The sequence below is a fragment of the Marinobacter metalliresistant genome (genome assembly GCF_038098645.1).
Lineage (GTDB): Bacteria > Pseudomonadota > Gammaproteobacteria > Pseudomonadales > Oleiphilaceae > Marinobacter > Marinobacter metalliresistant.
The window spans coordinates 2933394-2959915 of the sequence record NZ_CP101118.1; the positions used below are offsets into that span (position 1 = coordinate 2933394).

Sequence of the window (26522 nt, forward strand, 5' to 3'; positions counted from 1 at the left end):
GGAGATTCCGACATGCTTTTGAGACATACCCTTCACACGTTACTCGCGTTTCTCGTTTTGGCCGGCTTCAGCTTTTCAGCCTCAGCCGCCGATAAGAAAATTGGTGTACTGGTCTATGACGAAGTGCTGACCAGTGACGCTGTCGCCCCCGCCGAAGTGTTCGGCGTTGCCTCGCGAAAGGCCTGGTTTTCGGACTATGAGGTTGTACTCATCAACGTAGAGCGAAACGAAACGGTGACGACAGAGGAAGGGCTGACCCTCCAGGTCGATGCCACGATCTACGACGATCTTGATCTGGATGTGCTGATCGTCAACAGCGCATACGATATGGACTGGCTCTTTGAAAACGAGGATCTGACCAAATTCATGAGAGATCAGGCCAAAAAGGTCGAGTGGCTGGCCAGCAACTGCTCCGGTGCGTTCCTTTATGCCCACGCAGGGCTTCTGGATGGCTATCGAGCAACAACCTGGGCGGGTGGTGAACCGGACCTACAGGACCAGTTCCCGAAGATTGATGTGGTCGTCGATCAAAACGTGGTGGTTGATCGCAATCGAATCACCAGTAATGGCGGCGTTCCGTCTTATCAGGGGGCACTGGTGCTGCTATGGCTCATGAGTGGCGAAAGCAACGCAAAGGAAGTGTTTGAAACTATCCAGTTCAACCGGATTATACCGTGGTCAGAGATCGAGAAGTTTAAGCCCGATGCCTGATGTGAGAAACCGAACCGAGAAACCTTTTCCGCGGCCTCAAAATAGATCAGTCCCGGTTTTCCTTCGGTGTTGGCTACAGCACCAATGACGTTGCCAGGAACAGCATCAGGCCCATACCGATGATGTCTGTGAAGGTCGTCAGAAAGATGCTGCTGGCGGTTGCCGGGTCGGCGCCGAAGCGTTTGAGCACCAATGGCACTGCCACCCCGAAGATGCCGCTGCCAATGCAGGCGCCGATCATGGCAATGAAGATGACAAGGCCGAGCATGGCGGGGTTGGCGGAATCGGTGGCGAAGGCGTAGGCGAACATGGCGACGCCGGCGATCACGCCCACGGCGGCGCCATTGAGGGCGCCTAGCAGGACTTCCTTGCGCAGCAATTGCCTGATCGGATAGTCATTTATTTGCCCCAAAGTGATACCACGCAGGGTAATCGCCAGCGCTTGACAACCGGTATTTCCGCTCTGACCGGCAAGTACGGGCAGGAAGGCGGCGAGGGCGACGATCTGGGCGATAGTGTTCTCAAACATGCCTACCACGAAGGCTGCGGCAAAGGCGGTGATCAGATTCACCTGCAGCCAGGGGTGGCGCATGCGAAAGGCGGCAAGCACGGGTGTGTTTATCTGCTCTTCTTTCGCGACACCATACTGGGAGCCGGCCTGGGCGCTCAGTTCCGAGGCCATGCGTTCATACAGTTTCCAGCCGCGCACCTCACCCACCACGTGCTGTGCGTCGTCCACCACCGGGTACATTCGGTAGTGCCGGTAAAGCACTTCGCTAATCGCTGCTTCGATCCGTGTGTCCTGTTGAAAGGCGAAGGGCTCGCGCACCATGATGCTGGACAAGGCTTCGGAGGGCTTGGCAAGAATGAGGTCGCGCATGCCCACGACACCGACCAGGCGGTGATTTTCAGTCACAAAGATGTAACTGATCTCGGAAACATCCGCGCTCTTGACCATAAAGGTCAGCGCTTCTGCGACGGTATAGCTGTGCGGTAACGTCGCTGTAACCGGTGTCATCAGTTCACCGATGGTGTCCTCCATACCTGAGAGCACCGCACGGGTGGCCGCGTTGTTCGGCGCCGCTACCTCTCCGAGGTGAGAGGCGATAGTCAGAGCCTGTTCCGTGGGCAACCCCGAGAGAATGAACTGGATATCGTCCGCCGGCAGCGGAAACAGCTCTTCGGCGGCAGCCAGGGGGGTGAGTTCGCGGATGTGTTCAATCCGCTCGGTCAGTTCCATACTCTGCGACATGTCACGCTTCCGTATCCGTGTTGGAGTTCTGACTATAACAGGGGGTGGCGAGCGCGGGGAGAGACTAGTCTGTGTGCTGGAGGCGGGGAGACTGTCTTTCAATCACCAACCAGTTGCTTAACTCGCTGAGGGCTATGGGGCGACAGAGCCAGTAGCCTTGTAACAGGCCAGCACCCATGCCCTGTAGCAGACGGGCCGTCTGCTCTGTTTCCACGCCTTCCGCCACTACCTGAAAGCCCAGGCCGCGGCCCATATTGATCGCCGTTTCCACAATCATTCGGGAGCTTTCACTGGAATCGATATCCTGCACCAATGCCCGGTCCAGTTTGATTTCCGTGGCCGGTAGCCGTTTAAGGTAAGACAGGGAAGAGTAGCCGGCACCGAAGTCATCAATCGAGATTTTCAGTCCGGTATTGGCCAGCCCTTCCAGCGCCGCGAGCCCTTTCTCGGGGTCATCCATGGCTGCGGTTTCGGTGAGCTCCACGGTAATCTGATCGGGGCGCAGCTGGTAACGCTTCATCCGGGTTTCGAACAGGCCTTTCAGCTCCGACGAGATCAGATCCCGGGCGGATACGTTGACTGACACGGTCAGTGCCGGATCAACCTGGTGGAGGGTTTTGAGGTCGTTCAGGGCCTGGTCCACAACCCATCGGGTCAGATGTTTGATAACGCCGGTTTTTTCGGCCAGTGGAATAAACTCGATGGGAGGTACCCAGCCCCTTTCAGGGTGGTGCCAGCGGATCAGGGCTTCCACACCCACGACCTGCCCGGTTTTGAGGTCCAGTTTGGGCTGATAATGCAACTGGGTCCGGTTGTGGTGAAGGGCGCCCCGAAGATCAGACATCAGGGTCAGCCGGCTCTCACTGTAGATGTCGTTCTTGCTGGAGTAAACGCCGGTTTCGAAGGAGCCGTGGGGTGTCATTTCCATGCCGACATGGGCATTCCGGATCAGCATTGCGGCCTTTCTGCCATGCTCCGGGTAGCTGGCGGCCCCGAATTTCAGGTTGGGTTCGATGGCAAGATGATCCAGTAACACCGGGTCGGCCAGCCGTTTGAGTGCCTCGTTCAGGGTCTGGAAGTCGCCACCGGCTTTGCTGACATTGACGAGCAAGCCGAAACTGTCTCCCGAGAGCTGGTACACGCGTTCCTGCCGGCCCTGATTGTCACGGGTTGCGTGGACCATCGGCAGGCTTTCGGCCAGTTCGGTCATTTGCTCCGCCTTGCGCTTTAGCAAGCGCTCACTTCGCTCCAGGCCGAGCGTGCGGTTGATTTCCTTCAGCCGTGACACCCGGGCCACGCCGACCATGTAGCGCCCATCGGGGTTGCGTTCCAGTTGCTCGTCGACCATCCGTTCGAATCGGTTCCGGTTGGGCAGGCCGGTAACCGGATCATGGGTGAGTGCCTCATTCAGTCGGTCCTGGATCTCGCTGCGGGCTTTTTCTTTTTGAAGGTTATCGGCCTGGGCCTGTATTTTCTGTTCCCGCTCACGGTAAAGCCGATCAGCAAGTGCGAGGGTCAGTATGAATGCCTCAAGCCCCGAGCCGATCTGCATGGCGTATTCGGTGAAGAAATTCTCCGGCAACAGACCAAGCGCCAGGCCGGCGGTTGCAGAAACGCCCAAGGCAAGTGGCGACCAGGCGATGGTGAAAAAGACACCTGCCCGAACACCGGCCGCCCAGGCGATGGGCCCGGCCACCAACAACAGTGAGAAAAAGATAAAAGCGGAGACCGCTGCGATTCGGACTCCAGTCTCATAGTCGAGCAAGGGCGCGCTCAGGAAAAACACAATCTCGAAGGCCAGCATTCCCAGTAACACCCGTCGCAAACGTGGGCTGTGGGAGCGTATTTTCAGGAACTCCATGCAGAAGAGAATCGAGAATATGGCCAGGAAGGGTATGGACAGCAACAGCACATGGGTATGGAGAAATGGGGCGTTCGGGTAGAGATGCTGAAGGGTGAAACCCCGGAAGGAGGCAAAGAACACGAGGTAGCCGAAAATGGCCAGAGCGTAGAACAGGTACAGCTTTTCCTGCAGTGTGAGGAACACGGCCAGATTGATCAGGATAATGACCGTCAGGCTGCCGTAGTAGAAGAAATGCAGTTTCTCTTCAATGGCAACGGCTTCATAGAAGTCCTTTTGGCGCCAGAGTCGCAGGGGCACTACCATGGAGCCCGCAGTGGCTACGCGGATATAGAGGGTTTTGGTGGTGTCCTGCGCAAGCTGGAATCGCAGCAGCATATTGGGGTGGTCGACATCCCTCGGATAAAACGGGCGGGTATCGCCGGTTCGGAATTCGCGGAGCAGGGTGTTTCCGGAGAACTCGTGGAACACGACGTCATCGAGTAGGGGGTAGGCAAGCTCGGCGATCAGAAGCTGGTCCTGGCCGGTCTGGTTCTGTACCGATAGCCGAAGCCAGTAGGCGGAGCCGGTAATACCGAATGAGGCCTTGCCCGAGGGTTTGAGCTGCCATTCTGACTCGGGAATTGTCAGGACTTCGTCTATCCCTGCATCGGCGCCTGGGTCTTCCCAGTACTGAAAATGGCTTTCGATGGGCGCATCCGGGGTAATAGTGATCGTGCCTGAGTTTGCGCTGGCAAGTTGCAGGGCGCAGGAAGCCAGAATCGGAATAAAGATACGCAGAGCTTTGTTAAGGATCACGAACAGCAAACCCCGTTTGGTGGCCGTCAGACTTTTCTTGCTATCGCATAATTCAGCTTACTCGCCTTTCCCCGGCAAGAAAGCCGGAATCCGATATTTAACGTCGTGATTTGCGCCACATCACCAAGTTTCTGGTGCCCTTCCTTTGTTAAGACTCCATAGAGGGGCGGCGGCCGGTTCAGCGGATAGGAACCGCTGCCTTGGCGCCCGGCAGGGACTGTGTCTACGCCAGGACGACCCTGATAGGCACAGCCTATCTTTGGCTTGGAAATTATCAATTTTATTCGGTCGTCAAATCTCCGTATTGTTCGCGGCGTATATTCAGTAACGTATGAATCCATCAACAAGGAGTTAGCTTTAATGGGCATCATTAACAGCGAGATCAAGCCGTTCAACGCCACCGCCTTTAAGCAGGGCGAGTTTGTTGAGATCAGTGAAGCAGACGTCAAAGGCAAGTGGGCTGTATTTTTCTTCTACCCGGCAGACTTTACGTTCGTTTGCCCGACCGAGCTGGGCGACGTTGCAGACAAGTACGAAGAGCTGCAGAAGCTGGGCGTTGAAGTGTTCTCCGTGTCTACCGACACCCACTTCACCCACAAGGCGTGGCACGACAGCTCCGAGACCATCGGCAAGATCAACTACTACATGGTGGGCGACCAGACCGGCACCATCACCAACAACTTCGGTGTGATGCGTGAAGGCCAGGGCCTGGCAGACCGCGCGACCTTCCTGGTCGACCCGGATGGCGTTATCCAGGCCATGGAAATCACTGCCGAAGGTATCGGCCGTGACGCTGACGACCTGATGCGCAAGGTTAAAGCGGCCCAGTACGTTCGCAACCATCCCGGCGAAGTGTGCCCGGCCAAGTGGAAAGAAGGCGAAGCAACTCTGGCGCCGTCCCTGGACCTGGTTGGCAAGATCTGAGTTTCTCCCTCAAGGGAAGCTTACGGACAAAAAACCCCGGATTTTTCCGGGGTTTTTTGTATCTGGAAAAAGGTTTGCTCAGAGCGCGTCGAGAATGGTTTCGGCGCTGGTCTGGTCCAGGCCCTGGGCATCGATGTTGAGCAGTTCCACCTTGCCATCATTGACAATCATGGCGTAACGCTGGCTGCGGATGCCCATCTGGCTCGCGGTCCGGTCCTGGGTCAGGCCGATGGCCCTGGCGAACTCTCCCAGGCCATCGGCCAGCATGGTGATGTCGTCTGCGTTATGGGCTTTACCCCAAGCGTCCATCACGAAGGTGTCGTTGACGGACGTGCAAATGATGCTGTCGACGCCTTTGGTGCGAAGCTTGTCGGCGTTTACTACGAAGCCGGGCAGATGGGCCGCCGAACAGGTGGGCGTGAAGGCTCCTGGTACGGCGAACAGCACCACTTTTTTGCCGGCAAAGAGGTCACCGGTGCGAATCTTCTCGGGGCCACTGGTACCCATCACCTGAAGCTCGATGTCTGGCAGGGTATCACCGGGCTGGATCGGCATTGCTCACACCTCCGTTGTTGTCGTTATTGAAGTAGTTCGCGCCACGGGCTTTGAGGCGATAGAACTCCTCAATGACGCCGGCCATGGCCTCCGCGCAATAAGGCCGAAGGCCGCTGAGAACCAGGCGTTTGGTGACTTCGCCCACGGTTTTGCCGTCTGCGGTCAGCTGGTACTCAAGGAGAACGTTGCCCCGCTTTCCGGCTGCATCCAGGGTCGCGTTGTGCAGCTCAAGGCCCGGCGACGGCAGATCCAGGTTGTCCAGGGCCACGCTCATGCTCTCGTACATCACCATCGGGCGGTCGGGATTGAACATCACCCCATTAGACTCCATTAACGGCTTCAGGGTATGGGGGAAGTTCTTGCCGGAGGCCGCCACGTAGGCGCGGGTGATGTCTTTAATCAGTTGCTCGTCCTGGGTCCGGGCGCCACTGCGGGCCACTTCAATGTAGACTTTTCCCGCATCATCGCAGACCTCAATGGCGTCCTCGGTCTCCACGAACTTGAGCGGTACACCCTCGCCGAGCAGGCTGCGGAACCGGAAGGTCATGTTTTCCGAGAGCCCGAAGCGCGCCAGAATAAGGGCGAAGAGCAGGTCCCCGGGGACGCAGAAGCGGCGGGCATCCGGATCGTGGATGGGGTTGAAGTCCCCGGCGACCTCCTTGGCGAACTGACTGGCCTGCAGGGCCGAGATGATTACGTGTCCGTCCTGGACGGAGTGGAAACGGTCTAGAAACATGCGTTGCCTATTCTGGTGCCTGAGAGTGATGTTGCGACGTCCTTGTAACATGATACGTCGACAGGCTTCGGGTGGATATGCGCTATTGGTCAAGCCCCAGGAGACCTTCAATAAATCAGCATAGCAAAGTTCTATCAAACAGTTTGTGGCAATTAATTTGAGCGTACGCTTGCCACGCCGTATTGTTGCGCCATCTTCGCTTGGCGACCCGTTTTAAATTCAGATGCTTAGTTTCAACCTCTAAAGGAGAAGCAGGAATATGTTGGATGCCAATATCAAGGAACAACTGACGGCGTACATGGACAAACTGCAGCAGCCGATCGAGCTGGTGGCAGCTTACGACGACAGCAAGAAGTCCCAGGAACTTCGGGAGCTGCTGGAAGAGCTGGAACCGATGTCTTCCAAAATCAGCCTGCGCACCGAAGAATCCGATGGTGTGCGTCGTCCTTCCTTCACCATCAACCGTGTAGGTACCGATATTGGCGTTCGCTTTGCCGGCATTCCCATGGGCCACGAGTTTACCTCGCTGGTGCTGGCGCTGCTGCAGGTGGGTGGGCACCCGTCCAAGGCTTCCCAGGAGGTGATTGAGCAGATTCAGTCACTGGAAGGCAAGTTCGAGTTTGAAACCTATTTCTCCCTGTCTTGCCAGAACTGCCCGGATGTGGTTCAGGCCCTGAACCTGATGAGCGTGCTGAACCCGGATATCAAGCACACCTCCATCGACGGTGCCCTGTTCCAGGACGAAGTGGAGCAGCGGGAAGTGATGGCGGTGCCCAGCGTTTACCTGAATGGTGAGCCCTGGGGTCAGGGCCGGATGACGCTGGAAGAGATCGTTGCCAGGCTGGACACCAGCTCCAGCGAAAAAGAGGCCGAAAAAATCAATCAGAAAGACACCTTTGAGGTTCTGGTGATTGGTGGTGGCCCTGCCGGTGCCTCTGCCGCCATTTACGCTGCCCGCAAAGGCATCTCTACCGGTATTGCCGCCGAGCGTTTTGGTGGCCAGGTGGCCGACACCATGGGCATCGAAAACCTGATCTCCGTGCCTTACACCGAGGGCCCGAAGCTGGTGGCGGCCATGGAGCAGCACGTGAAAGAGTATGACGTCGATATCATGAACATGCAGCGCGCCGAGAAGCTGATCCCGGCCTCACGCCCGGGCATGCCCCACGAGATTCGACTGGAAAATGGCGCGACCCTCAAGGCACGCAGCCTGGTGCTGTCCACCGGTGCCCGCTGGCGCCAGATGGGCGTGCCGGGCGAAGCGGAATACCGCAACAAGGGCGTCGCCTATTGCCCGCACTGTGACGGCCCCCTGTTCAAGGGCAAGCGTGTTGCCGTGATCGGTGGTGGTAATTCCGGTGTAGAGGCAGCCATCGACCTGGCCGGTATCGTTGGCCACGTGACTCTGATCGAGTTCGGTTCCGGGATGCGCGCGGATGACGTATTGCAGAAGAAACTGCGCAGCCTGAAGAATGTGGAAATCATCACTTCCGGACAGACCACTGAAATTACTGGTGAGAACGGTAAGGTCAACGGCCTGAACTATACGGATCGCAACTCCGGCGAGCAGCACCACGTCGCGTTGGAAGGTGTGTTCGTGCAAATCGGCCTGGTTCCGAACACCGAGTGGCTGAAGGGGGACATCGAGCTGAGCCAGCATGGCGAGATTATTGTCAATGATCGCAACGAGACCTCCATTCCGGGGATCTTTGCCGCCGGCGATGTCACCACTGTGCCCTACAAGCAGATCGTGATTTCCATGGGCGAGGGTTCCAAGGCAGCTCTGAGCGCCTTCGACTTCCTGATCCGCAATTCCGTGGATGACAGCGAGAGCGAAGCGGCGTAAACGAAAACTGAGATGTCGGTTTCTCTTCCCTGCTTGCCTGTGAGCTGGCTGCCAGGTAGCTTATCCTCCTGAACGCCAGTCATGCCGGATCATCCAGGGGATGAGTAACTATATGATGTTCCGTACAGCCCTGATTCTGCTCAGCCTGCTTTTGCTATCGGGATTTCGTGTAGCAGATGCCGGGCCTCGTCCCAGCGTTGTTTTCCTCTCGCCGGATGACTCCCGGTTCTGGCAAATGGTGTCGGAGTTCATGGCCGAGGTGGCAACTGATCTGGATATGGACCTTGAAGTCCGGGTCGATCAGGACAGCCACCGCTTCAGTTACCTGAGAATGGCCGAACAGGTTCTCCGCCGTGAGGACAGGCCAGACTACCTGCTGTTCATTTGCAGGGAGCTTGTCACCACCCAAATGCTGACACGTGCGAATGATCTGGGAGTAAAAGTTTTCACCTTCAATACCGATGTGCCTGCCGATACCAGGGTTGCGGTCGGCCTGCCCAGAGAGACCTTGCCAAACTGGATCGGGCATATGGCGCCAGATAACGTCGGTGCCGGTCGCACCCTGACAGCACTCCTTGAGCAACGAGCCGAGCGACTGGATTTAGGCGAGCCGGGGCAGCCGTTGCCAATGATCGCCCTGTCCGGAACCCTGGATTCATCTGCAGCAAAGGACCGGAACCGGGGGCTCGAAGCCGCTGTAGATGACAAGAGTAGCGAGATTCTGCAACTGGTGTATGCCGATTGGAGCGATCGGCTGGCGAAAGAAAAATCGTTGGTACTGCTGAAACGATACCCACAGGTTGCCTCCATCTGGAGTGCCAGTGACGGCATGGCCATGGGGGCCATTGAAGCGGCAAAAATGCACGGCAAGCAACCAGGACAAGACGTTGTAGTCGGTGGGGTGGATTGGGAGCCCCGGGCTCTGGATGCAATACGCCGTGGAGAGCTTGCCACCAGTCTGGGGCGCCACTTCATGGGGGGAGGTCTGGCTCTGCTGTTACTGCACGATTTTCATCATGGTTACGACTTCGCGAAGGGGGTGTCTTCCGCTTCTTTGAGCTACCAGCTTAAGCCGGCCACTGAGGATAATATTCACAAGGTTGAACGGATTTTGGATCCGGAAAACTGGCGGCAGTTGGATTTCCGGCGTTTCAGCCGTGCCCATAGTCTGGCAGAGCCCGAACTATCCCTGAATGCTGATCAGCTTATGGATCGCTTCACATCGGTGCTCTCGGAGGAGAAGGGCGGCGGGCAGGTCGTTAGCAACCGATAGCTACTCCAGATCCGCTTCCAGACTACCTGCTTCAGAAAGAGAAGGTTCTTCCCCTCCCGATTCCGTAAAAAGATGGGGGTAGGCGTTCCGTATACCCGCCACGATAAAGGCGTGGGGCACGTCCTCGAACAGGCCGTGGTCGTTGACGTATTCCATGTGGGCCTCACCGGATTCTGTGTACTCCTGGAAGATCGAATCGTGAAGGCCATCAAACTCCAGAGGCTCCACATTCATCAGTTCACAGAGTTGCCGGTTGAAGGCCGGGGTGGCCTTCAACCATTTACCGTTCAGGTATAACTCGATAAACCCGTGCATGCGGAAAATGTCCGACTGCAGCCATTCGATCAGCCTGGGGCTGGACAGATGGTTGCGCACATCCGCCAGGCCCAGCCGGCTGGGGATGCCAATGGAGCGGGCAGCGGCACCCAGCAGAACCGCCTTGGGAATGCAGTAGGATTCGCCGGCTTCCAGGGCGTAGCTGGCGCTGAAGGTGTTCGGAGCGGTCTGGAACACGTAGGGGTTGTAGCTGATACTGTCCCGTACCGAGAGGTAGAGTGCCTTGATCTGCGCCAGCGGGTCGTCAGGCGCTCCCTCCAGCTGTGCTTCAATCCAGGCCTTCAGCTGGGGCTGGTCGTAGTCAAAGAAGGTGGTTGGCTGGAGATAGGGTTCCATAATCAAAAGTCCGGTATCGGTATCAGCCCCTGATCGTCACCAAATCCCCGCCGACAGGCAATGGCGGTATCCGCCAGAACGATTGCCGAAATAGCTCATTGCTCTGGTGCTGGCGGTTTACTGGCCGCGCATTAGTTCGTAGGTGCACATGTTTACCGCCGAGGCCAGGTTCAGGGAGTCGATCTGGCCCCGACCGTGAATGGTATAGGGCGCCGCCTGAAGCTCAGCCAGTGCGTCCCGTGGCACGCCCCGAGCTTCGTTGCCAAACAGGTAACAGTCGTGCTGCCGGAAGGCTTCCGACATCATCGAGTCGCCATTCAGGTCGAGGCAGGCAAGGCTTTGGTACCGGCCGGACAGGCTGGCCAGGGTAACCTCGGTTTCCAGGGAAACGTGGAAGAGCGCCCCCATGCTGGCGCGAACCACTTTCGGGTTGTAGGGATCCACACTGCCCGGGCTCAGCAGGCACCGGAAACCGCCAAACCAGGCGAGGGACCGCAATATCGTGCCCAGGTTGCCCGGATCCTGAACCTCGTGCAGGTAAATGGCTTTTTCGCCGGGTTCCGGCTCAGGAGGGCTGTCCGGCATGGGGACCACGGCCAGAATTCCCTGTGGTGTGCGGGTATCGGCGAGCTGTGCCATCTGGCGGTCGTTGATGAGATGGGTTTTGAACGGGCTTTGCCAGTGCCCGTAGGCACCGGTCACATACAACTCCGAGGCCCGCAGCGCTGGCTGGCGGGTAGCTGCTTCCTGCAGCTCGAGCACCAGGTGCTCCCCCTCGACCAGGTAGTGACCGAGTGACTGGCGGTATTTTTTCTGTTGCAGTTTCCTTATATCAGCCAGATTCACGCGGGGGTTCCCTCACTGTCCTGGAGGTCTTCCAGCATGGCCTGAGCCAGCGCCTCGGCGACCTTGATGCCATCCACTCCGGCCGAGAGAATACCTCCGGCATAGCCTGCACCTTCGCCTGCCGGATAGAGCCCGCGGGTATTCAGGCTCTGAAGGCTTACCCGGTCCCGGGTGATTCGCACCGGCGAGGAGGTTCGGGTTTCAATGCCGGTCAGGATGGCGTCGTGCCGGTCAAAGCCCCGGATCTGCTTGCCAAAGGCCGGCAGGGCCTCGCGGATGGCTTCGATGGCGTAGGGCGGCAAGGCAGGCGCGAGGTCGCCCAGTTTGATGCCGGGCTTGTAGGAAGGCTCGACCTCGCCCAGTTCGGTGGAGGGTTTGCCTTTGATGAAATCACCCACCAGTTGGGCTGGCGCGCAGTAATCGTTGCCGCCCAGCGTGTAGGCCCGGGATTCCAGGGCCTCCTGAAGGTCGATACCGGCCAGCGGGCCGCCCGGGAAGTCTTCCTCCGGGTGAATGGCCACAACAATACCGGCATTGGCGTTGCGCTCGTTGCGGGAATACTGGCTCATGCCGTTGGTGACCACTCGGCCCGGTTCGGAGGTTGCTGCCACCACCGTGCCGCCCGGGCACATGCAGAAACTGTAGACAGCGCGCCCGTTGCTGGCGTGGTACACCAGTTTGTAGTCTGCCGCGCCCAGGGCCGGGTGGCCGGCGTATTTGCCAAGGCGGGCAGTGTCGATGAGCGATTGCGGGTGTTCAATGCGAAAGCCGACTGCGAAGGGTTTGGCCTCGATAAAGACATCATTACGCTGGAGCATGCGGAAGGTCTCCCGAGCGCTGTGGCCGAGGGCGAGCACCACATAACGGCTGTCGAGGCGTTCGCCACTGGCCAGTTCCACACCCTCGACCCGGCCGTTGCGGATGCGCAGGTCGGTAACCTTGCTTTCAAAACGGATTTCTCCGCCGAGGCGGATGATTTCCTCGCGCATGGCAGACACCACGCCGGTCAGCCGGAAGGTGCCGATATGGGGCTTGCTGAGGTACAGGATTTCGTCCGGTGCGCCGGCCCGGACAAACTCATGCATTACCTTGCGGCCGTAGAACTTCGGGTCCTTGATCTGGCTGTACAGTTTGCCGTCCGAGAACAGGCCGGCACCGCCTTCACCGAACTGCACGTTGGATTCCGGAGACAGCTGCTTGTTCCGCCACAGGGCCCAGGTGTCTCTGGTGCGGCGCCGCACGTCCTTGCCACGTTCCAGCACAATTGGGCGGAACCCCATCTGGGCCAGAAGCAGCGCGGCAAACAGACCACAGGGCCCGAAACCGATTACAATCGGACGCTCGGTGAGACCGGCGGGTGCCTGTGCGACCGGGTGATAGTCGGTATCGGGTGCCGGGCGTACGTGCTGGTCTTTTTCAAAACGGGCGAGGATGGCTTCTTCGTTTCGGGCGCGCAGATCTATGATGTAAACGAACTTGATTTCGGAGTTTTTCTTGCGGGCGTCGTAGCTGCGTTTGAACACGACAAAGTCGGTCAGATCGGCATCGCGAATGCCCAGCCGTTCGACAATGGCAGCACGCAGGGCGCTTTCCGGATGGTCCAGGGGCAGCGCCAGTTCAGTAAGGCGGATCATAGTCAGTCCTGCCCGGCTCTTGCCGCTAATGGAGTGGACGTTGCCGGGTAAAGAGGAATCGGAGAATGTTGGGTGAATTGTACGTGTGCCCGCCCCGGTTGTCAGGATTTTGCCGCAGGCGGGCCCGGCACGTACAATTGGCGCAGGCTTTCCCGTTTGATGAGTCCCTATGGCCCGATCCAAAAGCAGTAACCGCTGGCTTGAAGAACATGTGAACGACCCCTTCGTGAAGCAGGCGCAGGTGGACGGCTACCGCTCCCGTGCCAGTTACAAGCTCCTTGAAATCAACAGGAAGGACCGGCTGATCCGCCCCAGCATGGTGATCATGGACCTCGGCTCGGCACCGGGCGGCTGGTCTCAGGTGGCGGCAAATCTGGTGGGCCATAAGGGCCGCGTGATTGCCTCTGACATTCTGCCCATGGATGCCATTGCCGGTGTGGAATTCATTCAGGGGGACTTCACCGAGAATGATGTGTTTGAGGCCATCATGGCCACCCTGGGTAATGACCCCGTGGACCTGGTGATTTCCGACATGGCACCCAACATCAGTGGGGTCACCGTAGCCGATCAGGCTTCGTCCATGTATCTGGTAGAACTGGCGCTGGACATGGCCTGTCAGGTGCTCAAGCCCAAAGGCAGCTTCCTCGCCAAGGTGTTTCAGGGTGAGGGTTATGACGAGTATCTGAAATCAGTACGCGCTGTGTTCGACAAGGTCGTGGTACGCAAGCCCGACTCCTCCCGTGCCCGCTCCCGGGAAGTCTACGTCCTGGGCAAGGGCTTCAAGGGCTGACTCAGCCTGTTGCCCTTTCGAAACCCTGCATCCAGGAAGGCGACATAGTTGTCGGTGTGCACCCGGCACTCCGTGGCTCAATTGCGATAATTGTGGCAGGCTGAAGCCTTTTTCAGGGAGAGGGGATGACCGTTATGACGCTGCAAGATTTGCTGGGTACCGAGTTGCCGATCATTCAGGCACCCATGGCGGGTGTTCAGGGAAGTGATCTGGCTCTGGCGGTATCAAACGCTGGCGGACTGGGTTCGCTGCCCTGTGCCATGCTGGGCCCCGGGGCGCTCAGATCCGAGCTGGAGGCCCTGCGGGCCGGTACCGACAAACCCTTCAACGTCAATTTCTTCGCCCATACCTCGCCAGTACCGAGCGACGCCCGGGAACAGGCCTGGCGGGAGGCGTTGTCCCCTTACTACAGCGCGTTCGGTATTGACCCCCAGACCATTCCTGCCGGGGGTGGCCGCACGCCTTTCAGCGCGGAAGCCGCTGCTCTGGTAGAGGAGTTCCGGCCGGCGGTGGTGAGTTTCCATTTCGGGCTACCGGATGCCACATTGCTGCAACGGGTCAAGGCGGCCGGCGCGAAGGTATTGTCGACAGCTACGACGGTTGAAGAAGCGCTTTGGCTGGAGCAGCAAGGGGCAGACGCCATCATCGCCCAGGGGCTGGAAGCCGGTGGCCATCGCGGTATTTTCCTGACCAGGGACATGTCCACGCAGATGGGCACCTTTGCCCTGTTACCCCAGGTGGTGGGCGCAGTAAAGGTTCCGGTAATCGCAGCAGGCGGCATTGCCGACGCCGGTGGTATTCGTGCGGCCATGGATCTGGGGGCGGTAGGCGTTCAGCTCGGGACCGCTTTCCTGCTGTGCCCGGAGGCTACCACCAGGCCCATTCACCGGGAGGCACTGAAAAGCCCGCAAGTCCGCCACACCGCTATCACCAACCTGTTTTCCGGCGGCCCGGCGCGGGGCATCATGAACCGAGTGATGCGGGAGTTGGGGCCGGTCGCAGAGGTGGCGCCTGAATTCCCGCTGGCGACCTCGGCCATCGCTCCGCTCCGGGCGGCGGCTGAAGCCAAAGGCTCCGGTGATTTCACCCCCCTGTGGTCGGGACAGAACGCCAGCGGCTGCCGGGAGATTCCCGCCGGGCAGCTGATCCGGCAGCTCGCCGGCGAGCTATGACTGATCTGATCGCAGAACTGTCCCTGGCCGAGGGGCTGGGCCAGCTTTTTTGGCCTGGTTGCCTGGGTTACCTGGAAATCGATCACGGACGTCTTTCCGAGCACTACGTCCCCGGGTCAGACGACTGACTGAAACAACCAGGGTCCGAGACCACTTTGGCCAATTTCCGCATAGCCCGGCCTGAGCTATCTTGATTGCAGACCATTGATTACCAAAAGCGGACTGGAATCCGAGAGGGCAGGTAATGGGCAAGCAGCATTTCGATGTACTGATCATCGGCGCCGGCGTTTCCGGCATTGGCATGGCGTGTCACCTGAAGCGTGAGTGCCCGGGCAAGTCGTTTGCCATCCTGGAGCGCCGGCAGTCCCTGGGTGGCACCTGGGATCTGTTCCGTTATCCCGGTATCCGGTCCGATTCGGACATGTTCACTTTCGGCTACGACTTCCGGCCCTGGACCGGCGGCAAGGTGCTGGCGGACGGTGCCTCCATCAAGGATTATGTGCGCGAGACGGCCAGAGAGCATGATGTTGAGCGCCACATCCGCTACGGACTGGCGGTGAAAACGGCAGACTGGTCCGGTATGGACAAGTGCTGGAAGCTCTCCGCCCGCAATGAAGCTACCGGTGAAACCGCAACCTTCACCGCCAGTTTCCTGATCGGTTGTACCGGCTATTACAACTATGACCAGGGCTATAAACCGGATTTTCCGGGTGAGAACGATTTCCGCGGCCGGATTGTGCACCCGCAACACTGGCCGGAAGATCTCGATTACACCGGCAGGAAGGTGGTGGTAATCGGCAGTGGTGCAACCGCCATTACCCTGGTGCCGACCATGGCGGAGAAGGCCGCCCATGTCACCATGCTTCAGCGCTCGCCCACCTACCTGATATCCTTGCCATCGACCGACAAGGTTACCCTGGCCCTGCAGAAGTTTTTGCCAGAGAAGACCGCTTACCGGCTTACCCGGGCCCGGAATATTGCGATTTCCCGTTTTCTTTACCTGCGTTCCAGAAAAAGCCCCCGGTTCATGCGGCGCCTGTTTCTCGGAATTATCAAGCGGCAGGTGGCCGGAAGGGCCGACATGCGGCACTTTACACCGGACTACAACCCGTGGGACCAGCGCCTGTGCGTGGTGAAGGACGGGGATCTGTTCCAGGCAATGAAAGCCGGCAGGGCATCTATCGCCACTGATCACATTGAGTGTTTCACCGAAACCGGGATCCGCCTGAAATCCGGTGAAGAGCTTGAGGCAGACATCATCATCCCGGCCACCGGCCTTGATATCCAGATGCTGGGAGGCATTCGGCCGACGGTGGATGGCCAGGAAGTGGTGATGAAAGACAAGGTCATCTACAAGAACGTGATGGTGGAGGGCGTCCCCAACGCCGGCATGATCTTCGGCTACACCAATATTTCCTGGACCCTGAAGGTGGATGTTGCGGCGGAATACCTGTGCCGCCTGATGAATCTGATGGACAGACAGGGTTACCGAACCGTGGTTGCCAGGGATACGGAAAACAGCCGTGCCGAAGACACCATCCTTGGTTCCCTCAACTCCGGCTACATTCGCCGCGCGGCCGACCGCTTGCCTCGCCAGGGCACCCATGGTCCCTGGAAATCTTCACAGAATTATCTGGAGGATGTGAAAATCCTGCGTTTCGAGCCGATTGAAGACGGCTATCTGGAGTTCGACGGCACACGAACCCCTGCCAGAGCGAGTGAATCCAGTGGCTGCCTGCGACCAATCCGCTCGGCTCTGTTTGGGGCCTGATCAGTCAACGGCGGAATGAATCACTTCCCGGCGTACCGCGGCCAGATGTCCTATGCTCAAACTGTCATCACAAGCTTTGGAGGATACTATGCGCTGCATTCTGAAATCGGTTCTGGTGGTTTCGACCCTGTTTTTTGCCACCCTGACCCTGGGTGCTGAAGGTCTGGTAACCGTCAAAAGCAGTCACGACGTCAAGGCCACGGTGGACAAACTTGAGTCCGTATTGAAGGACAAGGGCATGACCGTAATGGCCCGTGTGAATCATCAGCAAGGCGCCAAGAAGGCAGGGCTGGAGCTTCGCCCGACCGAAGTGCTGATTTTCGGAAACCCCAAAGTCGGCACGCCGCTGATGCAGTGTGCCCAGAGCGTGGCCATTGATCTGCCTCAGAAAGCGCTGATCTGGGAAGATGAAAATGGCGATACCTGGCTGGCTTACAATGATCTGGACTACCTGAAGTCCCGCCACGGTATCGAGGGTTGTGACGAGGTGCTTGAAAAGGTGAGTGGCGCCCTGGCCGCATTCGCCAAAGCCGCCACGGAATGATCCTTCGCACCCTACATTGTTAGATTGTTACGACTGGATAATGGCGAGCCTGATTGTCTCATCCTCCACGCTTTGGCTGGCGTGAATTCGGAGGCCTCAGGGGCGCGGGCCCATCATGCGGTTCGTCCATCAGGGTGCCAACGATAACGTGATCCCCATCGGGCGTCAGATAGAAGGCCAGGGAGCGTCCTCTCATTTCACCCACATAGCCGGTCATGCCACCGGGTGCCTCAAAGCTGTCGATAACCTCCACACCCTGTTGTTCCAGTTTCTGAATGACCGGCGGGAAATCCCCGGCCTGAACGTTGGCTGCAGCGATGGCGGTGGATAGCAGTGCACCATGCAGCACACGGCGAGATGGGGAAAGGCTCATTGGGTTGTTGCCTCCTTTGGTGATGATTCGAGATGGCTGGCGTCCAAAGTAACGGACTACAAAGCCAAGGCGGGCGCCCACCCTGACTTCTCCGGTCATCGGATGATTTTCGTTGCAGCAAGGCGAGTAGTGACCACTGACATAGGCGTGAGTTCCATCTTTCTGCTTTTCTCTGAAAAATAAAGAGCCTGCTAACTAAAAGCATCTATGGCTATTTCGAAGGTCCTCTGTTACTGTGCCCGCATCCTGCCTCTAGGGATTCCGCAGTTCAAGGCTTTAAGCCCGTGCGACCTTTCCATACGACCTGTCAGAGGACGTCACCCCGATACCGGCGCGTGACTGTAGTCGTCTTTTATTCCATGAATGTTCATGGTATCTGCCCGCATTCGCCGAAACCGGTGTTCGTGGAGGCAGAACAATCAAGAGTTGATTCTATATGAGTTTTTCTTCACTCGGTTTGTCCGAGCAGCTGGTCCGTGCCACCACCGATCAGGGTTATGAAACACCGTCCCCAATTCAGGCCCAGGCCATCCCCGCCGTTCTTTCCGGCCGGGATGTGATGGCTGCCGCCCAGACTGGCACCGGCAAAACCGCCGGTTTCACCCTGCCGCTGTTGCAGCGTCTTGGCGAAACCTCCCGTACCGGCAAGGGGCCCCGTGCCCTGATCCTCACGCCGACCCGGGAGTTGGCGGCACAGGTTCACGACAGCGTGAATCTTTACAGCAAATACGTTCCTACCAAGGCCGCTGTGGTTTTCGGTGGTGTGAAAATCAATCCGCAGATGATGAAGCTGCGCAAGGGTCTGGACGTATTGGTGGCAACACCGGGCCGGCTGATGGACCTGTATCAGCAAAACGCTGTGCGCTTCAACGAAGTGGAAATTCTGGTGCTGGACGAAGCCGACCGAATGCTGGACATGGGCTTTATCCGCGACATCCGCAAGATTCTTGCGCTGTTGCCGGCCAAGCGCCAGAACCTGCTGTTCTCCGCCACCTTCTCTAACGAGATCCGTACTCTTGCGGAAGGCCTGCTGGATAACCCGGTGCAGGTGGAAGTAGCGGCCCGTAACACCGCTGCGGAAAACATCAGGCAGTCTGTCTACCCGGTGGATCAGAGCCAGAAAACGGCGCTGCTGAGCAAGCTGGTACGTGACAATAGCTGGGACCAGGTACTGGTCTTTACCCGTACCAAGCACGGCGCCAACCGCCTGACCCAGAAGCTGGAGAAGGACGGTATTACCGCCGCCGCCATTCACGGCAACAAGTCGCAGGGTGCCCGCACCCGTGCGCTGGCTGACTTCAAGGCCGGCGAAGTGCGTGTGCTGGTGGCGACGGACATCGCAGCCCGTGGTCTGGACATCAAGCAACTGCCCCAGGTAGTGAACTTTGAACTGCCCAACGTACCGGAAGATTACGTGCACCGTATCGGCCGTACCGGCCGTGCTGGTGAGAGCGGTCATGCGTTGTCACTGGTGAGTGCGGATGAAGGCAAACTACTGACGGGTATCGAACGGCTGATCAAGAAGCAGTTGCCGCGCAAGAGCATGGAAGGCTTCGAGCCCACCAACAACCTGCCGCTGAAGCCCAAGGCCAAGGCAGACCCCAGCCGCGCCCGTACCCGCAGTAGTAACGGCGCTGGCAATGGCCGGCCCGGAGGCAAGCCGAAAAGCTTTGGGGACAAGCCAGGTGGCCGCAGTGGTGGCCGGAGCCAGAATGGCGGCGGTCAGCGAAGCCGCTCAGCCCAGCGCCAGAGTGCCTGAGGCCGGTCAGGACAGTTCAGGAAGGCGGAGCAGATGCTCCGCCTTCCTGTTTCTGGCGGACAAAAAAAGGCGGGGCCGGAGGGCCCCGCACAGGAGAGCGCACCTTTCGTCAGCCCACAGATCATGGAGGCTGGCGGAGGGCACGGGGATCAGAATTTGTAGGACAGGCCGACCATGTAAACCAGGGGATCAATTTCCACATCCACGGTCTGGTTTACAGCTTCAATTTTCGCCTCGGTGTCGATGTCTATCCACCAGACTGCCGCGTTAACACCGATGTTTTCAGTGATCATGTAATCCAGGCCAACCTCCGCAGCCAGGCCGAAGCTGTCATCGAGTTCAATATCGGTGCCTGCAAGAGCGCCAGCGGTTTGTTCATCAAAAAAGATGGTATAGTTCACACCCGCTCCAACATAGGGTTGCAGCTTGCTGCCGCTCGGCATCGGGAAATACTGAAGTGTGATGGTTGGTGGCAGCTGTTTTGTCTCGGCCAGCTTGCCAAGACCAGCCAGATCACCGTCACCTTTAATATCGTGGCTGAAGGGCGTTGCTGCGAGCACGCCCAAACCCAGTTGATCTGTAAGCATATAGCTCAGGGTCAGACCTAGTTGGGTGTTGTTGTCTACGTCAACTCTCGCGTCGGAGCTGAGGTTGGTAATAGGGTCACTCGAAGCGTCTGGTGCAACAGTCACCACGCCAACGCGGCCAATAAAATCACCAGCTTCGTACGCTTGAACAGCCGGCGCCGCAGCCATAACCGCTGCAGCCAGAACACCAAGTTTAAATGTGCGGGACATATCCATCTCCTTAACCTGAATCGTTGATGGCTTCAGATTAGTGGCAGCGGAGAAAGGAAACTTGATTTAGCGCAAGATTGGCCGGGCAGGGGGCCTGGTTTGATCGCCAGATTGACGTAGCTCAAGAAATCGGGCGGCGCTGCGATTACTGCGGAGAGTCAGGCTGAGTTCTTTTGCCTTCGGGCAGACTCTCGTCTGGTACGAACACATCACGGATAGTCAGGGGATTACCGTCGGCATTCTGGACTTCAACCGCCTGAATCGGGCGGCCGGTGGCACGGTCGCGCAGGTCCAGGAGTGTCTGGTCCGGGGCGGGATTCCATTTGTCGCCCCACTGGCGCAGGGCAATCACCACCGGGAACAGATCCCGGCCTTTCTCGGTCAGGCGGTATTCAAAGCGGGAGCCGTGTTCGCCGACATCCACCTTGCGCAACACCTCGTTATCCACCAGCCGGGCCAGGCGATCGCAGAGGATGTTCTTGGCAATGCCCAGTTCCTGCTGGAAATCCACGAATCGGCGGGTGCCGTACATGGCGTGCAGCACAATCAGCAGGGACCACCAGTCACCCACTTCATTGAGGGCACGGGCGACGGAGCAACTGGAGTCATCAAAACGTTTTCTGGCCATGGTGGGAGTGTACTGAATAGGGTTGCATTTTAAAACCAGATTCAATAGGGTTGCTTAACGAAACCAAATTAGTGAGGTTGCACATTACCATGAGTATAAATCTTGGCCCGCTTTTCGAACCGTTTGAACTCCACAACCTCAAGCTGCGTAACCGGGTCGCCATGGCGCCGATGACCCGCAACTTCTCGCCTGATGGTGTTCCGGGCGAGGACGTGGTGGCCTACTACCGTCGGCGTGCCGAGGCCGGCATTGGCCTGATCATTACCGAAGGCACCACGGTGAATCACCCGGCGGCCAGTGGTTACCCTAATGTTCCAGCGTTTCATGGGTCCGACGCCCTTCAAGGCTGGAAAAACGTTGTTGATGCCGTGCACGAGGCGGGGGGCACCATTTTCCCACAGCTCTGGCACGTTGGTGCTGTGCGCAAGGAAGGTACACCTCCGGATCCTTCGGTGCCCGGCTACAGCCCGTCCGGCCTGTTCGCTCCCGGCAAGCCCAACGGCAAAGCCATGACCAAAGAGGATATTGACGATGTGGTCGCCGCCTTTGCCGATGCGGCGCAGGATGCCAAAGCCCTCGGTTTTGACGGTGTAGAGATCCACGGCGCCCATGGTTACCTGCTGGACCAGTTCCTCTGGGAAGGCACCAACCAGCGTGACGACGAATACGGCGGCGGCATGGAGAACCGCCTGCGTTTCGTGGTCGAGGTTGTTGAGGCGGTTCGCCACCGGGTAGGTCCGGACTTCCCGATCATGCTGCGTTTCTCCCAGTGGAAGCAGCAGGATTATGAGGCGAAACTGGTGAACACCCCGGAACAGCTCGAGCAGTTCCTAACGCCCTTGGTGGAAGCCGGTGTGGACATTTTTCACGCCTCCACGCGCCGTTTCTGGGAGCCGGAATTCGAAGGTTCGAACCTGAACCTCGCCGGCTGGACCCAGAAGCTGTCCGGTAAACCGACCATGTCGGTTGGCAGTGTCGGGCTGACGGAAGACTTTATCAGCGGAACCTTTGCCAGCAAGCAGGAAGCCGTTGAGAAGGCCGGCGTCGATGAGCTGGTGGAGCGCATGAACAACCATGAGTTCGAGTTGATTGCCGTGGGTCGTGCGCTTCTGCAGGACCCGGAGTGGCTGGTCAAAGTGAAGGAAGGCCGCCTGAACGAGGTGGAATCCTTCGCCAGGAAGTCCCTCGCCAAGCTTTACTGATCGCCCCTTCGATCAGAACCTGCCGCAGCGCTTTCGGGCCTGCGGCTTTTTTGTGGCCCCCGGCGAACCTGTCGTCTTCGTAATCGCGTCTGAACTGAGACACGTTATGATGGATGAAATTCACCCAAAAGTGAGGGGCCCGTATGTCGATGATTGGTTCGGTTAAAGTACTGTTTGTGGCACTGGTGATGGCGGCGATGGTGGGCTGTGCGACCGTTGGAAAGGATTTTGCCACCCACAACATCGATCAGATACAGGTTGGTGAAACCACAAGGTCAGACATCCAGGAGATGTTCGGCGAGCCCTGGCGCACCGGGATCGAGGACGGCAAACGGACCTGGACCTACGGCAAGTACAAATGGTCGGCCTTCGGTGACGCGGAAACCACCGATCTGGTGGTGCGATTCAACCAGGACGGAACCGTGTCCTCCTACGTTTACAACACCACCGAATAAACTCCGTAGAAAACAGGCGTGGGGCTGTCCTCAGCCCCGCAACCCTCCTACCAGTTTATCGATGCTTTCCTTGGCATCGCCGAACAGCATGCGGGTGTTGTCCCTGAAGAACAGCGGGTTCTCAACACCGGAATAGCCTGTGGCCATGCCCCGCTTGAGAACAACCACCTGCCGGGCTTTCCAGACCTCCAGCACTGGCATGCCGGCAATCGGGCTGCCCGGGTCTTCGGCGGCTGCCGGATTCACCGTGTCGTTGGCGCCAATTACCAGCACCACATCGGTTTCCGGGAAATCGGCGTTGATCTCGTCCATTTCCAGCACAATGTCGTAAGGCACGTGGGCTTCAGCCAGCAGCACGTTCATGTGCCCGGGCAACCGGCCGGCCACCGGGTGGATGCCGAACCGCACGTTCGCGCCCCGCTCCCGGAGTATCTTCGTCATCTCGCTGACGCCATTCTGGGCCTGGGCCACCGCCATGCCGTAACCGGGCACAATAATCACCGAGTCGGCATTGCGCAGTTCTTCACAGACATCATCCACGCTGGATTCATGGACCGTCTGGTCCGAATCGGTCGCGCCCGCGCTGCTGGTGGTCTGGCCGAAGCCGCCAAGAATCACGCTGATGAACGAGCGGTTCATGGCCTTGCACATGATGTAACTGAGGATGGCGCCGCTGCTGCCCACCAGTGCACCGGTCACGATCAGCAGATCGTTGCCCAGCATGAAGCCGATGGACGCCGCTGCCCACCCGGAATAGCTGTTGAGCATGGACACCACCACCGGCATGTCGGCTCCGCCGATGGCCATGATCAGGTGAATACCGAGTACCGAGGCGATGGCGGTCATCAGCACCAGGGCAACGATGCCCAGCGCCATGCTGTCGGTGCCCAGGAACCAGACTCCCAGCAATACGCAGGCGATGATCGCCGCCAGGTTCATCAGGTGGCGGCCGGGCAGGGTCAGGGCCTTGCTGTCGATGCGGCCATCCAGCTTACCGCAGGCCACCAGTGACCCGGTGAAGGTGACGGCACCGATAAAGATGCCCACAAACACTTCCACCAGTTTGATGGTGTGCTCGGCTCCGGACGTTGCGCCCAACGGTTCGATATAGCCGGAGAAGCCCACCAGCACCGCCGACAGCCCGACAAAACTGTGCAGCAGGGCCACCAGTTGCGGCATCTGGGTCATTTCCACCTTGTTGGCGATGGGAATGCCAATGCCGGCGCCCAGCAGCACCGCAATCACGATGGCGATGATGCCGCCATCACCCACGCTGGCGAGGGTGGCCCCCACCGCGATGATGATGCCGGCGACCCCGTAGAGGTTGCCCCGCCGTGCCGATTCCTGGTGGCTGAGGCCGCCCAGGCTGAGGATAAAGCAGATACTTGCGACCACGTAGGCCACGCTCACCAGTCCTGTACTCATATCGGGCGTCTCCTACCTGCGGAACATTTTGAGCATGCGATGGGTGACCCGGAAGCCGCCCCCCACGTTGATGCTGGCAATCAGCACCGCGACAAAGGCCATGATGCCGACGGCAAGGTTCTCCGCCTGGGCCAGGTGCAGCATGGCACCGATTACGATGATGCCGCTGATGGCGTTGGTTACGCTCATCAGGGGGGTGTGCAGGGAGGGTGTCACGTTCCAGATCACCTGCCAGCCGATAAAGCAGGCCAGCACAAACACCGTGAAGTGTTGCAGGAAGCTTTCCGGCGCGTAGGCGCCAACCCCATAGAGCGCCAGCGCTGTTACCACCAGAAGCGTGCTCTTGCCAATCAGGCTGCGACGGTCGGCGTTCTTCTTTGCCGCGGCTTTGTCGGCGGCCGACGGTTCCTCTGTTCCCGGCGGCGGTGCGGAGCTGACGGGCGCCTCCGGCTGGGGTGGCGGCCAGGTAATGCTGTTGTCCCGAACCACGGTCAGGCCCCGGATGACGTCGTCCTCCATATTGACCAGGGGCTTACCGTCTTTCTCCGGGGTCAGTTCGGTGAGCAGGTGCAACAGGTTGGTGGCGTAGAGATCGCTGGCCACCTTGGCCATGCGGCTGGGCAGGTCGGTGTGGCCGATCAGCGTCACGCCGTGGTGATGGGCCACCTTGCCGGGTTCGGTGAGTTCGCAGTTGCCACCGCGCTCGGATGCCAGGTCGACAATCACACTGCCGGGTTTCATGGATTTGACCATATCGGCGGTGATCAGTTTCGGTGCCGGCTTGCCGGGAATCAGCGCGGTGGTGATGATGATGTCCACCTCCTCAGCCTGCTCCGCAAACAGCGCCATCTCCGCCTTGATGAACTCGTCGCTCATCTGCTTGGCGTAGCCGCCGGAACCGCTGCCATCCTCATCGTCGAAATCCAGTACCAGGAACTCGGCACCCATGCTCTCGACCTGTTCCTTCACCTCCAGCCGGGTGTCGAATGCCCGCACGATGGCACCCATGCTGTTGGCGGCACCAATGGCGGCAAGTCCCGCCACGCCGGCGCCAATCACCATGATCTTCGCCGGCGGCACTTTGCCAGCCGCCGTCACCTGGCCGGTAAAGAAACGCCCGAAGTGATTGGCCGCCTCGATTACCGCCCGATAGCCGGCGATGTTCGCCATGGCGCTGAGTGCATCCATCTTCTGGGCCCGGCTGATGCGGGGCAGGCTGTCGATGGCAAACGAGGTAATCTTCTTCGCCGCCAGCTTTTCCAGCAGCTCCGGATTCTGCGCCGGCCAGATATAGCTGACCAGAAACGCCCCTTCCTTCATCAGGTCCACTTCATGCCTGTTCAGGGAAGGGTTTTTCATCGGCGCGCGGACTTTCAGGATGAAATCCGCGTCCTGCCACAGCGACGTGGTATCGACCGCTATGGCCGCGCCCACTTTCTCATAGGCCTCATCGGAGTAATTCGCGGCCTCGCCGGCGCCGCCTTCAACGACCACCTCGTAGCCAAGCCCGATAAGTTTGTGAACGGACGGTGGCGTGGCTGCCACCCGCCGCTCATCCTTGAAAATTTCCCTGGGGATACCGATTTTCATTGTTGGTATGTCCTCCGGATTGCCCGATGAACCAGTTACCTGGATACCTACATACCTACATACTAGTGCAGGTTGCCAGATCTGCCCGAAACTGCCGGTTGATGAAATGCCCGGTTTCCCGCTGTGCCGGTTCTCAATTGTTCAGGCGAACCGTGGGCTGCACCATGGAACAGTATCGCAAGCGCTTCATACGTCCACTTCCTTACGGCAGAAACCGTTGCAGCACGCTATGCTTGCCGGCTTTCTTTGAACCTTGGACTGCCCGGAATGCTTGAGACGTTTTTCTCCACCTTTATCAGCAGTACTGTTCGCTTTTTGTTCCTGCTGGCACCCTTTTTCGTGGTGACCATGTTCCTGGCACTGACCAGAGGATTGCCGGCACCCGAGAAGTCGTCGATCATCCGCCGTGCCTGTGTCTCGGCGTTTGTTCTGGGCGTGATTCTGTTCTTTGCCGGTCCGCTGCTGTTCAGCGCCATTGGTATCACCCTCAACTCCTTCCGGATCGGCGCAGGCAGTTTGCTGTTCCTGACCGCCATCAGTCTGGTCACCAGTGGCACCCGCAATCACGCCACCGGCTTGCCGGATGAAGACCGTGACGACATCGCCGTGGTGCCCCTGGCGATTCCGGTGATGATCGGCCCGGCGACCATTGGTGCGATTCTGGTGTACGGAGCGGAGCTGAAAACCGTCGCCGAAGTGTCCGGTGGGCTTCTCGGGCTGGTGTCCGGGTTGCTGATCCTCGGGGTTCTTTTGCACCTTTCCGGCTATCTGGAAAAGGTTCTGGGCAAGACCGGCCTCAACATTCTCTCGAAAATCAGTGGGCTGATTCTCTCCGCCATGGCTGCTGAAATTGTGCTGACGGGCATTGCGGGATTCATCGCATCCACCTAGAGTATCGCGGGTCTTTT

At 58.7% G+C, this 26522-nt stretch carries 25 protein-coding genes; 13 read left to right on the forward strand and 12 right to left on the reverse strand.

Annotated elements, in window-relative coordinates; genetic code table 11:
- Window positions 1–12 precede the first annotated feature (12 nt).
- Window positions 13–711: a DJ-1/PfpI family protein gene (locus tag NLK58_RS13710; RefSeq protein ID WP_117618993.1), complete on the forward strand. Its 699-nt coding sequence runs from the start codon at window positions 13–15 to the stop codon at window positions 709–711.
- A gap of 73 nt (window positions 712–784) precedes the next feature.
- On the opposite strand, the gene NLK58_RS13715 is transcribed toward NLK58_RS13710, so the two are convergent.
- Together NLK58_RS13715 and NLK58_RS13720 are read right to left on the reverse strand one after the other, a co-directional pair.
- Complete coding sequence (locus NLK58_RS13715; RefSeq protein ID WP_227539296.1) at window positions 785–1963, reverse strand: magnesium transporter; 1179 nt, start codon at window positions 1961–1963, stop codon at window positions 785–787.
- A gap of 64 nt (window positions 1964–2027) precedes the next feature.
- Window positions 2028–4622 (reverse strand): EAL domain-containing protein, encoded by a 2595-nt coding sequence (locus NLK58_RS13720; RefSeq protein WP_341580999.1) that lies wholly within the window; start codon window positions 4620–4622, stop codon window positions 2028–2030.
- Between the two features lie 360 nt (window positions 4623–4982).
- On the opposite strand from NLK58_RS13720, the gene ahpC reads away from it, so the two are divergent.
- Window positions 4983–5546, forward strand: coding sequence for an alkyl hydroperoxide reductase subunit C (gene ahpC, locus NLK58_RS13725; protein ID WP_117618994.1), 564 nt, complete (start codon window positions 4983–4985; stop codon window positions 5544–5546).
- Window positions 5547–5624: 78 nt separating this feature from the next.
- On the opposite strand, the gene NLK58_RS13730 is transcribed toward ahpC, so the two are convergent.
- A complete protein-coding gene (locus NLK58_RS13730) occupies window positions 5625–6101 on the reverse strand; it encodes a peroxiredoxin (protein ID WP_117618995.1) in 477 nt (158 codons plus the stop codon).
- The gene (locus NLK58_RS13735) at window positions 6082–6837 is read right to left on the reverse strand and encodes a DUF3581 domain-containing protein (protein ID WP_341581001.1); all 756 of its coding nucleotides are present in this window, start codon (window positions 6835–6837) and stop codon (window positions 6082–6084) included. The genes NLK58_RS13730 and NLK58_RS13735 overlap by 20 nt, the downstream gene beginning before the upstream one ends.
- 259 nt (window positions 6838–7096) lie before the next feature.
- Between NLK58_RS13735 and ahpF the strand changes: the two genes are divergently transcribed.
- Window positions 7097–8683, forward strand: coding sequence for an alkyl hydroperoxide reductase subunit F (gene ahpF, locus NLK58_RS13740; RefSeq protein ID WP_341581003.1), 1587 nt, complete (start codon window positions 7097–7099; stop codon window positions 8681–8683).
- 112 nt (window positions 8684–8795) lie between these two features.
- Window positions 8796–9956: an ABC transporter substrate-binding protein gene (locus NLK58_RS13745; protein ID WP_117620402.1), complete on the forward strand. Its 1161-nt coding sequence runs from the start codon at window positions 8796–8798 to the stop codon at window positions 9954–9956.
- Here the strand turns inward: NLK58_RS13745 and NLK58_RS13750 are convergent, their stop codons facing one another.
- From NLK58_RS13750 to NLK58_RS13760, 3 genes are all read right to left on the reverse strand, one after another.
- Window positions 9957–10628, reverse strand: a complete 672-nt coding sequence (locus NLK58_RS13750; protein ID WP_341581004.1) for a transglutaminase family protein — start codon at window positions 10626–10628, stop codon at window positions 9957–9959.
- Between the two features lie 117 nt (window positions 10629–10745).
- Entirely contained in the window at window positions 10746–11474 is a 729-nt protein-coding gene (locus NLK58_RS13755; protein WP_341581005.1) for an RNA methyltransferase, read from the reverse strand.
- The gene (locus NLK58_RS13760) at window positions 11471–13108 is read right to left on the reverse strand and encodes an NAD(P)/FAD-dependent oxidoreductase (protein ID WP_341581006.1); all 1638 of its coding nucleotides are present in this window, start codon (window positions 13106–13108) and stop codon (window positions 11471–11473) included. The genes NLK58_RS13755 and NLK58_RS13760 overlap by 4 nt, the downstream gene beginning before the upstream one ends.
- 169 nt (window positions 13109–13277) lie before the next feature.
- Here NLK58_RS13760 and rlmE point away from each other — a divergent pair, with 169 nt between their 5' ends.
- The 5 genes from rlmE to NLK58_RS13785 all read left to right on the forward strand — a co-directional run bounded on the left by rlmE (window position 13278) and on the right by NLK58_RS13785 (window position 17385).
- Window positions 13278–13898, forward strand: a complete 621-nt coding sequence (gene rlmE / locus NLK58_RS13765) for a 23S rRNA (uridine(2552)-2'-O)-methyltransferase RlmE (RefSeq protein ID WP_341581007.1) — start codon at window positions 13278–13280, stop codon at window positions 13896–13898.
- A gap of 134 nt (window positions 13899–14032) precedes the next feature.
- Window positions 14033–15070 (forward strand): nitronate monooxygenase family protein, encoded by a 1038-nt coding sequence (locus NLK58_RS13770; protein WP_117620403.1) that lies wholly within the window; start codon window positions 14033–14035, stop codon window positions 15068–15070.
- Window positions 15067–15198 (forward strand): hypothetical protein, encoded by a 132-nt coding sequence (locus NLK58_RS13775; protein WP_341581008.1) that lies wholly within the window; start codon window positions 15067–15069, stop codon window positions 15196–15198. The genes NLK58_RS13770 and NLK58_RS13775 overlap by 4 nt, the downstream gene beginning before the upstream one ends.
- Before the next feature lie 116 nt (window positions 15199–15314).
- The gene (locus NLK58_RS13780) at window positions 15315–16841 is read left to right on the forward strand and encodes an NAD(P)/FAD-dependent oxidoreductase (RefSeq protein ID WP_117619002.1); all 1527 of its coding nucleotides are present in this window, start codon (window positions 15315–15317) and stop codon (window positions 16839–16841) included.
- 88 nt (window positions 16842–16929) lie between these two features.
- Window positions 16930–17385 (forward strand): DUF302 domain-containing protein, encoded by a 456-nt coding sequence (locus NLK58_RS13785; protein ID WP_117619003.1) that lies wholly within the window; start codon window positions 16930–16932, stop codon window positions 17383–17385.
- 58 nt (window positions 17386–17443) lie between these two features.
- Here the strand turns inward: NLK58_RS13785 and NLK58_RS13790 are convergent, their stop codons facing one another.
- Window positions 17444–17758, reverse strand: a complete 315-nt coding sequence (locus NLK58_RS13790; protein WP_341581010.1) for a hypothetical protein — start codon at window positions 17756–17758, stop codon at window positions 17444–17446.
- A gap of 436 nt (window positions 17759–18194) precedes the next feature.
- Between NLK58_RS13790 and NLK58_RS13795 the strand changes: the two genes are divergently transcribed.
- Window positions 18195–19517: a DEAD/DEAH box helicase gene (locus NLK58_RS13795; RefSeq protein ID WP_117619005.1), complete on the forward strand. Its 1323-nt coding sequence runs from the start codon at window positions 18195–18197 to the stop codon at window positions 19515–19517.
- 149 nt (window positions 19518–19666) lie between these two features.
- Here NLK58_RS13795 and NLK58_RS13800 read toward each other — a convergent pair whose 3' ends face one another.
- Together NLK58_RS13800 and NLK58_RS13805 are read right to left on the reverse strand one after the other, a co-directional pair.
- Complete coding sequence (locus NLK58_RS13800; RefSeq protein WP_341582809.1) at window positions 19667–20314, reverse strand: OmpW family outer membrane protein; 648 nt, start codon at window positions 20312–20314, stop codon at window positions 19667–19669.
- A gap of 145 nt (window positions 20315–20459) precedes the next feature.
- Entirely contained in the window at window positions 20460–20942 is a 483-nt protein-coding gene (locus tag NLK58_RS13805) for a helix-turn-helix domain-containing protein (protein ID WP_117619007.1), read from the reverse strand.
- An 89-nt stretch (window positions 20943–21031) separates the two neighbouring features.
- Between NLK58_RS13805 and NLK58_RS13810 the strand changes: the two genes are divergently transcribed.
- Both NLK58_RS13810 and bamE read left to right on the forward strand, forming a co-directional pair.
- Complete coding sequence (locus NLK58_RS13810) at window positions 21032–22144, forward strand: NADH:flavin oxidoreductase (RefSeq protein ID WP_341581012.1); 1113 nt, start codon at window positions 21032–21034, stop codon at window positions 22142–22144.
- 149 nt (window positions 22145–22293) lie between these two features.
- On the forward strand, window positions 22294–22599 hold the full coding sequence (bamE, locus tag NLK58_RS13815; RefSeq protein WP_341582810.1) for an outer membrane protein assembly factor BamE: 306 nt from the start codon (window positions 22294–22296) through the stop codon (window positions 22597–22599).
- Window positions 22600–22629: 30 nt separating this feature from the next.
- Here bamE and pntB read toward each other — a convergent pair whose 3' ends face one another.
- On the reverse strand, window positions 22630–24024 hold the full coding sequence (gene pntB / locus NLK58_RS13820) for a Re/Si-specific NAD(P)(+) transhydrogenase subunit beta (protein ID WP_341581014.1): 1395 nt from the start codon (window positions 24022–24024) through the stop codon (window positions 22630–22632).
- A gap of 12 nt (window positions 24025–24036) precedes the next feature.
- Complete coding sequence (locus NLK58_RS13825; protein ID WP_341581015.1) at window positions 24037–25614, reverse strand: Re/Si-specific NAD(P)(+) transhydrogenase subunit alpha; 1578 nt, start codon at window positions 25612–25614, stop codon at window positions 24037–24039.
- A 267-nt stretch (window positions 25615–25881) separates the two neighbouring features.
- On the opposite strand from NLK58_RS13825, the gene NLK58_RS13830 reads away from it, so the two are divergent.
- The gene (locus NLK58_RS13830) at window positions 25882–26505 is read left to right on the forward strand and encodes a MarC family protein (protein WP_117619011.1); all 624 of its coding nucleotides are present in this window, start codon (window positions 25882–25884) and stop codon (window positions 26503–26505) included.
- Window positions 26506–26522: the final 17 nt, after the last annotated feature.